Consider the following 13,112-nt stretch of genomic DNA (forward strand, 5'->3'; position numbering starts at 1 on the left):
CCTGAATTTTGCTCATCTACGGTAAGAATCCAGTAAAGGAGCTGCTCTCCGACTCAAACTCCAGGATTGAAGAAATCCTGATCTCGCAGGATTTGAGAAAGGACAAAAGCTCCGACATCTTCACTCTGGCCAAGAAGCGCGGAATAAAAGTTACCTTCCTTCCCCGGGACGCCATTTCAAGGCTTACGAATTCGACGTCTCATCAGGGCATAGCCGCCAGGATTCCCGAGTATGAGTACGCTCCGGTAGAGAGTATACTGGAGAAGGCCCGCGCGGGGGAAGAAAAACTACTCCTCGTAGTTCTTGATCATATTGAAGACCCTCAGAATCTGGGGGCGATTATAAGAACCGTGAATGCCCTCGGCGCTCACGGGGTCGTTATACCGAAGGACAGGGCGGCTTCGGTTACGCCTGCGGTGATAAAGGCCTCCTCCGGCGCAGCCAGCCACGTGCTCATTTCAAGAGTCGTAAACATCTCAACCGTAATCGACGATCTGAAAGGGAAGGGCGTCTGGATAGTGGGCGCGGACGCGTCGGCTCCGAAGCCGCTCTACGGCGAGGGTTTCGGAAATCTTGATCTGGCGGTCGTAATAGGCAATGAAAGCAAGGGGTTAGGTCGCAAAGTTAAAGAAAATTGCGACTTTCTCGTTTCTATCCCGCAGTCAGGACGGGTCTCTTCGCTCAATGCCTCCGTATCCGCCGGGATTCTCTTGTATGAGATTATCAGGCAGAGAAGAACTAATAAACCGGAATAGAATTAATTGAATATACGGCTATTTTTTCTGTCATTTCGAACTCTTCATCATTGCGAGTCCTTCGATAATCTCAGGATAAACTCTGCGAAAGATCTAGTCATTTACAATCCGCTCATCCTGAGCCTGTCGAAGGATGTATTAGTTAAACCGTCATTGCGAGCAAAGCGAAGCAATCTCCCTTCTCCCTTCAACCCGGCACGTGCGGCTGGGAAGAACTGGTCGCTCTTCATTGAACCCAAGATTCAAACTCTGACGTGAGAAATCTAAGTCCTTCATTCCTTCCCCCTTGAGGGGGGAAGGTCAGGATGGGGGTGTTATCATCCTTTCCTGCATAACCCCCGAATGGTGGCTAATTCATAAGCGGTTAATGTATAATACGTGGTAATTACAATTCAGGAGGTTTGTCATGGACTCCCCCCATGTATTCCACTTACTTTCGGCAAAACCCCAGGATATTACAAAAGGCGGCACACGCACCTACGTCGATATATCCAACTTTCCCGTTCTTAAAGGAATGGCGGTTTATCGGCTTTTGCTAAATCAAAAGGGGGTTCGGGAGCCGCACTGGCATCCGAACGCAAATGAGCTGGCCTATTGTTTAAAAGGAGACGCTCTAGTAACAGTTTTCGGCAACTTGAGTAAAAGAGAAACCTTTACCGTTTCCGAAGGGCAAATGTTTTATGTGCCGTCGGGATATTTGCATCATATTGAGAACATGGGCAGGAATAATTTGGAATTGATTTTAGCTTTTTCAGACGAGGAGCCGGAAGATTTCGGTCTCTCGGCGTCTCTGGGGTGTATGACAGACGCCGTTCTGGGCAATACGTGGGGTCTCAAAGGCAATCTGTTCTCGAAAATTAAAAGGTCCCCGAAAAAAATTCTTATCGGCAGGAAAAAATCTGTTAATAAAACGCCTGAATATGCGTCTTTCCCGAGCCAATATAAATTTGACGTGGAGGGATCAAACCCTCTTCTCGATAATGCGGGCGGTTCGGCAAAAGTGGCCAGGAAAAGCGCGTGGCCGGTACTGGAAAATCTGTCGATGTACTCTCTCCGCATAACTAATAAAGGCATGAGAGAGCCCCACTGGCACCCTGTAACGGCGGAGATGGGCTATGTAAATAAAGGTAAGGCAAGGATGACGCTTCTCAGTCCCCGTGGAGATGTCGACACCTATAAGCTGGAAGAAGGAGATGTGTATTTCATTCCCAGGGCATATCCTCACCATATTGAAAATATCGGCGGAGACGAGCTCCACTTTCTGGTTTTCTTTGATCAGAATACGCCCGGCGATATAGGGTTTTCCGCCGGAGTCAAGGCTTATTCCAACGAAGTATTAGGAGCGACATTCAACACCGATCCGGCAAGCTTTAAAATACTGCCGGATTATCACGAAGACCTGCTGATTGTTTCGCGAATAAATCGAAGAGACTGATTTTATACTGCTCCCCTTTTGTACAAATGGGGTTAAGTTGGATATTTGAAAAACCGAGTTCTTCCTTTCGAACCCTGACGTGAGGAATCTAAGTCCTTCATTCCTTCCCCCTTGAGGGGGAAGGTCAGGATGGGGGTGTTGTCATCCATCCTGCACAAAACTATTTTTCAACCTTAGGAAGGTTTGCCAAAAAACATATAGAGGATTTGGATGTTTAATTGCAAATTGTTTAAGCGTTTGCCTCACTATTAAGGCATTATCCCTGAAACCAGAGCCAATCCTGTCCCCCGGAACCTGCCGGAATGGCCGGAAAGTATCTCCGATTAGTCATTCTGAATTTATTTCAGAATCTAATTTCTGTCCTTCAGCCGGTGCAGCGCTCAAATCGAGGAAAAGAATTCCAGGAGCTCTTCGCATACGGCCTCGGGGCTCTCTTCGGGCAGGAAATGGCCGCAGTCAAGCGCCCTGCCGCGTACATTGACCGCTTTTTCCTTCCAGGTCTCTGGCACGTCGTAAGTGCGGTGCACGAATCCCCTGGTGCCCCATAAGACCAGAAGCGGGCACTCTATTTTCTTATCGAAATCTTCCTCGTCGTGCTCGAGATCGATACTTGCGGCTGCCCTGTAGTCCTCGCAGCTTGCGTAGATGGCCGCAGGGTCGCTGAAGCACCTGACATACTCCCTCACCGCCCTTTCGTCGAACTCCGCTCCCGGCGCGCTCCACCGTTTGAGCTTCTCTCTCAGGTAGTATTCCGGGTCGCACCCTATGAGCCTTTCGGGCAGACCTTCGGGCTGAATGAGAAAGAACCAGTGGTAGTAACCGGTCGCGAATTCCATATCCGCGAGCTTGAACATAGTGTGAGTCGGGGCTATGTCCATTACGCACGCGCCTTTTATCCTGTCCGGATAATCGAGAGCCATTCTGTGAGTGACTCTCCCGCCCCTGTCGTGCCCGGCAGCGAAAAAGTGCTCATACCCAAGGGACTCCATAACCTGAACGCAGTCTTTAGCCATCTCGCGTTTCGAGTATGTGTAGTGGTCAGGGGAGGATTCGGGCTTGCTGCTGTCTCCGTAACCTCTTAGGTCCATGCATATCACATGGAATCTCTCTGCGAGCCGGGGTGCTGTCCTGTGCCACATTAGATGCGTCTCCGGGTAGCCGTGAAGGAGGAGGAGGGGTTTTCCTTCCCCCGCGTGGACGAGGTTGATGACAGCGCCCGACGTCTCGATTCTGGCCTTCCGGAATTTATTGTCGAACATTGTTTTTTCAGCCCCCTGTACTTAGTTCATTTTGCGACTCTAAGTGGATCTGTCTCGGACTCTTCAGGCATGCACATTCACCCATTCGCGAACCCGCTGCACGAACCTGTCAGGCGCGTCCGCATGCACCCAGTGAGCCGCATCCTCTATAATCTCAAGCGTCATGGCGGGGAAGTGAGCCCTGAGCAGCGTCTCGTGCTCCCAGACCCGGTACTCGGATTTGCCTCCGGCGAGCACCAGAGTAGGTCCTTCGTAAATTGCCTGCTCCGCGAGCTCGAAGGAATCCTCCGCCGCAAAACGGCGTAGCTCGGGAAGGTTACAGCGCCATGCAGGCTCTCCCGTGTCCTTCCGTTTGAGATTCTGTAGCAGAAACTGCCTCACACCGGGATCGGGAATTTTCTTGGACAGGGCCTTGTCGGCGTCGGTTCGGGAGCTTATGGATTTCAGATTCAGCTCCGTCAGGGCATCGAGTATTTTCAGGATGCCCTCTGTTCTGCGCACCGGGGCCGCATCGACCACTATGAGGCTTGCGAGCGCCGCTGCATCTGAGGTCGCCACGGCCATGGCCGCCAGACCGCCCATCGAATGGCCGATTAAGTGAGGAGCTTCCCCGCAGGTAGTCTCTATGAGCCGGCTAATGTCGTCCCGCATCGCTGCGTAGCCGTGGGGGCCGTGCGGCGAGTCGCCGTGGTTGCGCAAATCAGGGACGATCACCCGGTGGTCCGTTGACAGCTCCCGCATGACGCGTTGCCAGTTCCGTGACGATCCCAACAAACCGTGCAGTATCACGACTTCAGGTCCGGAGGTGCCGGCTTTTCTCAGACTTAGCTCCATATCAATTCCTTACTCCGCTCAGACTCCGTTTTTGTTGTTCGTCACGGATCAGGCACTTCACCCGATAAACCTCCTGAAAACGGGCTCAGAGTCGAAACTTTTTCCAGTAGCGCACGAGTCCCGGTACATTCATCCAGAAAGGGTCTGCCAACTCGTAAGCTTTAATCAATTGACTGTCGGCTTCGGCTTTTACGAGTATCGTTCTGAACATGTCCTCAAAATCAGAGGTCATTTCATCTTCGGTTTTTCCTTCTTTCAATCTCTCTCCGATCCATTCGGTGGCTTCGAGGAGTCTGTCTTCCAGTTCTCTCAAATGATCTCTTACGTTGTCGGACCTGCCGTAATGAGTACAATACAAGGCCTCTGGATTCAAATCCAGTATCTTTCGTATGGATTCCTGCCAGAGCTCCACATTGATCTCGGGCGGAGGGGTGGGGGGCAATACCGGACCGTTCTCTATGCGGACACCGCCGACGTCCCCTGCAAATAAGATGTCATCTATGAGATATGAATGATGGTGGGACGCGTGCCCGGGAGTCTCAACAGCCTCTATATCAATGTTACCGATTTTTATCCTTTCCCCGTCCTGAATTTCGTGGATATTTTCCCTCGGTATAGGCCGGATTTCGCCCCATAGCGTGTCCATCTGTTCTTGATATATTCTTCTGGCCGACGCTATGAGCTTTTCAGGATCGGCCAGGTGCTTGGCTCCGAAAGGGTGGACATAAATTTTAGCGCCGGTTTTAGCGAAGTGCCAGGCTCCTCCTGAGTGATCCAGGTGTATGTGTGTAACAAAAACATTTCTTATGTCTTCGACGGAGTAACCGTGAGCATTGAGGCTGCTTTCGAGTTTGTTAAAAGTCGTATCAGGGCCGGTTTCGATTAAAATAGGCTCTCCCCCGTTTTCTATCAGATATGAAGCTATTACCTTCTCTTCAAAGAAGTTATGGTCTAAAACATGAATTTTCATAAAAAACTCCCTTTTGCTTCTGAGATATCTTCCTGAATGTATAAAACATAGACAGGACTGCAGTGAAGGTAAAGTTAAGTTGATTTACATACTAGCAATCAATCTTTTAAACCCTTCCTCATCCAGTATTTCTATTCCCAGAGACTCGGCTTTCGCGAGCTTCGATCCCGGATCGCTCCCGGCCACAACGTAATCGGTTTTTTTGGTAACCGATGAAGTCGCCCGCCCCCCGTGATCTTCTACCAGCCTCTGAGCCTCGTCCCTCGTCATCGATTCTAGCGCTCCGGTAAAGACGAACGTTTTTCCCTTGAGCTTGTCGCTGAGTCCTGTTTTTTCTCTGTATTGAATATCAACCCCTGATTCGAGCATCTTTTTGATAAGCGCTCTGTTCTGCTCAAGCTCGAAGAAGTGCACTATGCTTTTTGCTATCTCCGTTCCCACCGTATGTATGTCGGTCAGAGCCTCGACCGTGGTATTCATGAGCGAGTCGATGCTGTGATAGTTTTCGGCAAGTATCTGAGCCACGCGCTCCCCCACGTGGCGTATGCTGAGGGCGTTGATGAAACGGTCGAACGGGACTTTCTTGCTCTTTTCTATCTCCGCTTCCAGATTGGAGGCGGACTTTTCCGCGAATCTTTCAAGCGGCGCGAGGTTTTCTTTTTTGAGATAAAAAATATCGGCAGGGTCTTTCACGAGCCCTTCGGCCATAAGCTGCTCTACGATCTTCTCTCCGAGCCCCTCGATCTCAAAAGCCCTCCTCGATGCGAGGTGCGTTATCCTTCCCTTCAGCTGCGCCGGGCATGAGAGATTGGGGCAATAGTAATAAGCGCCTTCCTTCTCGACCTCCGTTCCGCAGGAGGGGCATTTTTCAGGCATTCTGAAGGCCTTTTCTTTCCCCGTCCTTTTATCCTCAATCGGCATGACCACTTCGGGGATCACGTCCCCAGCCCTCTGAACGAGCACCGTGTCGCCTATTCTTATGTCCTTTACCCTGATTATGTCGTCTGTATGGAGCGACGCCCTTTTAACGGTAATACCTCCGATACCGACAGGCTCAAGCTCGGCGACCGGGGTTAGTAGCCCGACCCGCCCTACCTGCACCGTAATATCTTTTATCTTAGTAGTCGCCTGCCTCGGTTTGAACTTATAGGCGATGCTCCACCGTGGGTGCTTCGCTGTCGCGCCGAGCTCCTTTTGGTAGTCCCTCCTGTTTACCTTGATTACTATTCCGTCCGCTTCATAGGGAAGGCTGTCTCTCGCGGGCTCAAGCTCGTTTTGATAAGATATGGCCTCATCTATACTGGCGCACAGCATGATATGTGCATCGACCTTGAACCCCCACTTGCGGAGGTCCCCGATGAGCTCCCACTCGGTCTCGATTTCAAACCCTCTGACCTCTCCGATCCCCCATGCGTAGAAGGTAAGCGGTCTCGATGCGGTGATGCTTGAGTCTAGCTGCCTTATCGCGCCCGAAGCCGCGTTTCTCGGGTTCGCGAAGAGCGGCTCGCCCGCCTCTGCCAGCTCCCCGTTCAGTTTCTTAAAAGCCTCTATGGGGTAGAGCACCTCTCCCCTTATTTCTATTAATTCAGGAACCCTGTTCTCCCCGTTTAACCTGAGCGGGATGGTGTTAATCGTTTTTAGATTATTCGTGACGTCCTCGCCCGTTCTGCCGTTGCCGCGTGTAGCCCCACGGGTCAGCAGTCCTTCCTCGAAGGTGAGAGATGCGGAGACCCCGTCGAACTTAGGCTCCGCCACGTATTCTATATCCCCCTCGGTGCCAATAAGTCTTTTGACTCGCTTATCGAATTCGTACGCCCCTTCAGCGGTGGAAACATTATCTATGCTCATCATCGGGACTATGTGGCTCACCGATTCAAAGCCTTCCGCCACCCATCCTCCCACCCGCTGAGCGGGGGAGTCGGGTTTGACCAGTTCGGGATATTCGGCCTCAAGCTCCTTTAATTCGTTAAGCAGGGTGTCGAATTCGTAGTCCGAGATTTCGGGGCTGTTTTTAACGTAATAGAGGTAGTTGTGATATTCGAGCTCCCTGGCGAGCTTCTCTATTCTTTTCCGGGCCTCTTTCTTTTTCATAGTCGTTTATACGTCTTATTTTTAGTATATATACTATATTAGATATATGCAGTATACTTCACTCTAATTCCTGTTCGTTTTAAGCCACTCGTCGAGTTCTTTAAATGGCAGCGCGTTCAGAACGTCTTTCTTCTCGACCCAGCCCCTTCTCGCTGTCCCCGCACCGTACCTCATAAATCCGAGCTGTCCCCGGCTGTGGGCGTCGGTCGAAATAATTATCTTCACACCCGCGTCGACCGCCTTCCTTACGTGTAGGTCGTTCAGGTCGAGCCTCGGGTAAGAGCCGTTCACTTCAAGAGCCTTCCCGTGCTCAAGCGCGGCCTGAATTACATCGTCGATATCGACGTCGTAAGGGTCCCGCTCTCCGATAAGCCTCCCCGTAGGATGCCCTATGGCGTGGACGTATGGGTTTTTTATCGCCTTTATAATGCGGTCGGTCATAGCTTCTCTTTCCATTTTGAAACCGCTGTGGACGGACGCTATAACAACGTCCAGCTCCTTAAGCACACCGTCCGGATAATCGAGGGAGCCGTCTGTTTTTATATCGACTTCTGTTCCCATTAGCACTTTTATTTTCTTGAATTTCCCGGCAACCGCCTCAAGCTCTTTTTTCTTTTTCATAAGCCTTTCGATTGAAAGTCCGTTCGCGATCGTTTGGGAAGGGGAGTGGTCCGTTATCGCTATGTACCCGTAGCCGAGCTCTGCCGCGCTTTCAGCCATTTCTTCAATTGACGCTTTGCCGTCGCTCCAGGTTGTATGGGTGTGGAGATCGCCTTTTATATCCTCAAGCTCGATGAGGTGAGGGAGCCTGCCCTCGGCTGCGGCCTCTATTTCGCCCCGGTCCTCTCTCAGCTCGGGCGGGATAACCGGCAGGCCGAGCGTTTTATAGACATCCTTTTCCGTCTCCCCTGCGACCATTTTCTCTCCTCTAAATACCCCGTACTCGTTAATTTTGAGCCCTTTTTTGGTGGCTAGTGTTCTGAGCTTCACGTTGTGAGCTTTTGATCCGGTGAAATACAAAAGCGCCGCCCCGTATGACTCGGGCGGCACCACCCTGAGGTCCACCTGTATTCCCTCCCCGGCAATAATACTTCCCTTCGTGCTTCCCGACGCGAGCACGTCTTTTACAAATTTCATTTCGGTAAACCCTTTGACTACTTTCTGTGTATTATCGGATATCGTCAGTATGTCTATATCCTTAGCTGTCTCCCTCATTCTCCTGATCGACCCCGCGACTTTGGTGCCTTCCGTTCCGGGAATATTTTCTATTTCCGCGACGATGCTCTCCGCCAGAGGGAGCGCTTTTCCCAGCAGATTTCTTTCCTTGCTCTCCTTGAATAACTGAACCCCTCTCTTGATGTCGTCTATTTTCTTTTGCCCCATTCCCCTGAACTCCAGAATTTTTTTCCCGCTAAGCGCCTTTTCCAGATCGGCGAGTTTTCTGACCTTCAGCTCCTTGTATAAGAGGGCAAGCGTTTTCGGGCCCAGGCCCTGAATCCGCAGCAGTTCGGTGAGCTCAAGGGGAACCTCGCTCTTAAGTTTTTCGTATTCCTTTATCTTTCCTGTCTTTATATATTCTTTTATTTTTTCCCCGAGGTCCTTCCCGACCCCGGGTATCCCTGTAAGCTCATCCCTGGCGGCCCTGTCCTCTACATCCTCATTCAGTTCCAGTATGTTCGTCGCCGCTTTCCGGTACGCCCTGATTTTAAAAGGGTTTTCATCCAGCACGCTCAACATGTCGGATATATGCTCGAATATTTCCGCTATCTCGCTATTTTTACTCATCTTCTGAGACCGCATCCCGTTCTATAAACGATGAATAATAACATGTTTGAAAACCGTTTTTTAGCGAATGTTTATTATGCGGGTGTTGATTGCGTGATTTAACAATCGGGTACTATAAACGGGGTAATTTGAGGCGCATATGAAGGTGATAATCCTGATTGCCCCGCCTTATCATCAATAAAGACCGGACGAAATAGATGAATCTGGATGAATTGTTCAACAAGAAACTGGTTGTGGTAACGGGAAAGGGCGGGGTCGGCAAAACAACCGTTTCCCTTGCGCTCTCTTATTTAAACTCTCGATTCGACCGCGATTCAATTTATGTAACCCTGAACGAGATTAAGAAAGATTCCTACTTTTTTGGATTTAACACCGGGATTAACAGCAGGGAAAAAGCGCTGGATAATAATTTGTGGTCGGTCGCTATTGACCCGAACACTGCGCTTAAAGAATATGTCCGTGAGAATTTTGTAAATCTATACCCCGTTTACGCGACAATCCTTAAATCAAAAACCCTTCAAAACTTTTTTGAGGCGGCTCCGGGGCTGATGGAGCTTATAACGATCGGTAAGGTGTGGCATCTGGGTAACAGGAACCCGCAGGGGAGGAAATCGCGGAAAGCGTACGATCAGGTTATATTCGATGCCCCCTCTACCGGCCACGCGATACCTATTCTAGACCTGCCGTCCAGGGTTCTCGATATGGTGAGGGGAGGGGCGTTTAAAAGCCACATAGGATGGGTTGAGAGTTTTCTGAAAGACCCGGATCAAGCCGCGGTCGTGGTTGTGGCAACTCCCGAGGAGATGGTGGTCAGAGAGACGATCGAGCTAATAGATTCGGTTAAGTCTCTCGGAATCAATGTTATCTTCACGGTTGTGAATAATGCATATGAAAAGATGTTCGATAAAAAGGAAGTGAGTATCATAAAGGAGCTTCTGACTGAAAATAAAGGCGCCGAAATAAGCCCTGCTGTTGAATTGGCTTTCAGCCATGCTGCGAGAACCCGTATGTCTGAAAAATACACAAAGAAACTGCGCAAGGAATTGAAAGAGCCTGTATTAATAATACATAAGAGGTATAAAAGAGACCTCGCGGTCCGGGATTTAAAGTCAATATCCTCCGAGCTGCGGAATCAGCTGGATAAGAGCCTGTGACGAAATTGAACCGTATTCTTGAAGAAAAGAGTGTAATTATATGTATCGGTGCCGGGGGCGTCGGAAAAACCACTATTTCCTCCCTCCTTGCGCTTGAAGCAGCCTCAAAGGGGAAACGCACCCTTGCATTGACCGTCGACCCGTCACGCAGGCTGGCCAAGTCTCTTGGAATATCCGAAGGATCGGAATTCGGCGTTATTTTGCCGAGACGCCTCGGTAACGCCGGCTACGCCGGGTCCTCCGGGCTTACGGTCAGGGTCCTGGATGTAAAAAACACATTTGACAGACTTATAGAAAGGGTTGCGGACTCGAGTGAAACCAGCGGCAGAATTCTGTCTAATAATTATTATAAAAGTGTTGCCGATTCTCTCGCGGGCGCTCATGAGTACATGGCGATGGAGGCGCTTCTCTCGTCATATGAAGAGGGCGAGTATGACATTATTATCGTTGATACTCCTCCTTCCGAGCATCTGTCGGGCTTTCTTTCGGCTCCCCTGAGACTCAGCTCCATACTCGACTCCGAGATTTTTAAATCCTTCCACTTTATAGACCGAATGAGCCTGGGTTTTACAAGATTATTCACGTTGATGTCGCTTAAATTTGCTGAGAGGATAGTTGGCATTGACGTTATCCATGATATGTGGGAGTTCTTTTCGGATTTTGAAGCGGTAAACGAGGGGATAAAGGCGCGCGCGGCCAAAACCTATAACCTGCTCAAATCAGATTCCAGTTCGTTTTTGATCGTCACAAATTTAAAAGAACGGTCGCTACAAAACACCTTCGACTGGCATAATGAGTTAACCTCAGACGGCTATGATGTGGATGCTGTAATTGTGAACCGGGCGGCGGTCGATAAGGACCTCTCTCAATTAAAGGAGCCGGATTACAAAGATATACCGGGCGGCCGCGAATTCAGGCAGAAGCTCCTCAGGAATTATGACAATTACAGGAGCTTGATATCAGCCGAGAAGGCGGCCCTGGAAAGGCTTCAGTCGAGGCTTACCTCTTACGCGATTCCCGACCTGGATACCGAGGTTATAACCTTAAAAGACCTGCGCGGAATAAGAGAGTATTTATTTGACTAACTCTTTGAATGCTACCTGAGTGACGCTGTTTGTACTTCTGAAGAAAATCGTTTGATACCGGCAAGGATGCCGTCTGCTAATTCGTCTATATAGGCGTCGCTTTTGAGTCTTTTCTCGTCTCTGGGATTGGTAATGAAGGCTGTTTCAACCAGTATGCTTGGAATATCCGCTCCGATAAGAACTACAAAGGGAGCTTTTTTGACGCCTTTATTTTTGACGGGCTGATAATTTGCGGACACGGTTTTAACGACCGAGTTCTGCACATAACCGGCAAACCGCTCGGATTCCTCGATCTTGGAGCTCAGTAAATATTGCTTCAGGACATTTGCCATTTCACTTCGTGATATGCTGGTCGTGGCGTTCTCCCGCGCCGCAACCGCAAGCGATCTCTGGTCGTTTGTGAAACTCAGGATATAGGTTTCTATTCCGTATGCGTTTTTGTTCCGTGCGGCGTTGCAGTGAATAGAGATGAAGAGATCGGCCCCGTGTTTCTTGGCGATTCCCGTTCTTTCTTCAAGGGGTATGAACCGGTCATTATTTCTGGTGAGGTAAACATTCGTAATTCCGAACTTCCTCCCCTCTTTATCCAGTTTCTGCTTTAACGCCTTGGCGATTTTTAAAGTGATATCTTTTTCCTTTAAGCCCGACGGTCCGATAGCGCCCGGGTCGTGGCCTCCGTGACCGGCGTCTATCACGACGGTTCTTATCTTCAGCCCCAGGGCTTGGGAAAGGCTTGCTACATTGTCATCCGGCAATCTTGTTTCGTACTCATAATCACCCGTACCTTTTTTTGCGTAGTAGTCTCCCGGTTTTGCTCCCGTGCCCTGTATGTCCATCACAATTCTGAACGGGTCCTGGAGCGCGAAAACCTTGTAATCGTCGAAGCTTTTTATGTAGAGTACTACCCTCACGCTGTCATGTGTATTCCGGGCGAACTTGATCTGTTCTAGGAGACCGTTGTTAACCGGCTCTACATAGAGGTTTTTATCTACGCTCGTCCCGTGGATATCCACAAAAAGCCGGGGCGGTATCCCGTTTTCGGGGTCGGCTTTGAGCAGTATGGGTTTAAACGGCACTTCCTTGTCGACATGAATTACGACCCTTGTGTACGTGTCCGTTGACCAGTGCCGGATCTGGCTCACCTTGATAAGGCTGCCCCCGGAGGACTTCACAGACTTCGAAACCCCGGATTTTTTTGACGGCTTAAACGGCGATAGGTCCGCTACTTTATTTTTGGCGATCATTTTCATGTCGCCGTCCGGGAACCCGGTAACCACTTTCTCGTATTCGAGATAAGCGTCTGATTTGCTTTTCTTCTCCACAATCCTCGCGACCCTCAATTGAGCGTCGTCGGCCAGGTTGCTCTCGGGGTATCTTCTCACGAATAATCTCGAATACTCAACCGCCATATTGAGGTCGGGCTGTGAATCGAACCTCTCCCCCATTTCCTCATACATTTTTCCCGAAAGAAAGAGAGAATTCGGCGCTTTCGAGCTTTCCGGATAGTTGATATATATACTGTAAAAAGCGCGCGCTATTGTATCCCAGATTTCCTTTTTGTTAACTTTGCTCGGATCCCCGGCGAGACTTTTGTAAAGCTGGAAGGTTTCTTTGTAGAGTACTTCCCCGCGATCCAGGGCGCGGCTGTCTTGCGCTAGTGAAAATACAGCGAGAAAAGAAACAATTATGACCGTGTACGCCGATTTTTTATTCACGAGATTGCATTAATTATATTATTTTGCTA

10 protein-coding genes are annotated in these 13,112 nt (G+C 49.8%); 4 read left to right on the plus strand and 6 right to left on the minus strand.

Annotation, left to right across the window (positions count from 1 at the left end; genetic code table 11):
- The first annotated feature begins 8 nt into the window (after window positions 1-8).
- Window positions 9-755, plus strand: coding sequence for a 23S rRNA (guanosine(2251)-2'-O)-methyltransferase RlmB (rlmB, locus tag RIG61_05435; GenBank protein MEQ9618595.1), 747 nt, complete (start codon window positions 9-11; stop codon window positions 753-755).
- Window positions 756-1,161: 406 nt separating this feature from the next.
- Window positions 1,162-2,190, plus strand: a complete 1,029-nt coding sequence (locus RIG61_05440; GenBank protein MEQ9618596.1) for a cupin domain-containing protein — start codon at window positions 1,162-1,164, stop codon at window positions 2,188-2,190.
- A gap of 380 nt (window positions 2,191-2,570) precedes the next feature.
- On the opposite strand, the gene RIG61_05445 is transcribed toward RIG61_05440, so the two are convergent.
- The 5 genes from RIG61_05445 to polX form a co-directional block, all read right to left on the minus strand.
- The gene (locus tag RIG61_05445; protein ID MEQ9618597.1) at window positions 2,571-3,449 is read right to left on the minus strand and encodes an alpha/beta hydrolase; all 879 of its coding nucleotides are present in this window, start codon (window positions 3,447-3,449) and stop codon (window positions 2,571-2,573) included.
- A gap of 63 nt (window positions 3,450-3,512) precedes the next feature.
- A complete protein-coding gene (locus tag RIG61_05450) occupies window positions 3,513-4,283 on the minus strand; it encodes an alpha/beta fold hydrolase (protein MEQ9618598.1) in 771 nt (256 codons plus the stop codon).
- Window positions 4,284-4,368: 85 nt separating this feature from the next.
- Window positions 4,369-5,253 (minus strand): MBL fold metallo-hydrolase, encoded by an 885-nt coding sequence (locus RIG61_05455; protein MEQ9618599.1) that lies wholly within the window; start codon window positions 5,251-5,253, stop codon window positions 4,369-4,371.
- A gap of 84 nt (window positions 5,254-5,337) precedes the next feature.
- Window positions 5,338-7,344, minus strand: a complete 2,007-nt coding sequence (gene ligA, locus RIG61_05460; GenBank protein ID MEQ9618600.1) for an NAD-dependent DNA ligase LigA — start codon at window positions 7,342-7,344, stop codon at window positions 5,338-5,340.
- 63 nt (window positions 7,345-7,407) lie between these two features.
- Window positions 7,408-9,129: a DNA polymerase/3'-5' exonuclease PolX gene (gene polX, locus RIG61_05465; protein ID MEQ9618601.1), complete on the minus strand. Its 1,722-nt coding sequence runs from the start codon at window positions 9,127-9,129 to the stop codon at window positions 7,408-7,410.
- 197 nt (window positions 9,130-9,326) lie between these two features.
- Between polX and RIG61_05470 the strand changes: the two genes are divergently transcribed.
- Window positions 9,327-10,283 (plus strand): ArsA-related P-loop ATPase, encoded by a 957-nt coding sequence (locus RIG61_05470; protein ID MEQ9618602.1) that lies wholly within the window; start codon window positions 9,327-9,329, stop codon window positions 10,281-10,283.
- Entirely contained in the window at window positions 10,280-11,368 is a 1,089-nt protein-coding gene (locus RIG61_05475) for an ArsA-related P-loop ATPase (protein MEQ9618603.1), read from the plus strand. The genes RIG61_05470 and RIG61_05475 overlap by 4 nt, the downstream gene beginning before the upstream one ends.
- Before the next feature lie 11 nt (window positions 11,369-11,379).
- On the opposite strand, the gene RIG61_05480 is transcribed toward RIG61_05475, so the two are convergent.
- A complete protein-coding gene (locus RIG61_05480) occupies window positions 11,380-13,083 on the minus strand; it encodes an N-acetylmuramoyl-L-alanine amidase (protein MEQ9618604.1) in 1,704 nt (567 codons plus the stop codon).
- Window positions 13,084-13,112: the final 29 nt, after the last annotated feature.

Source organism: Deltaproteobacteria bacterium (assembly GCA_040223695.1).
Taxonomy (GTDB): Bacteria; Desulfobacterota_D; UBA1144; order Nemesobacterales; family UBA2774; genus JAVKFU01.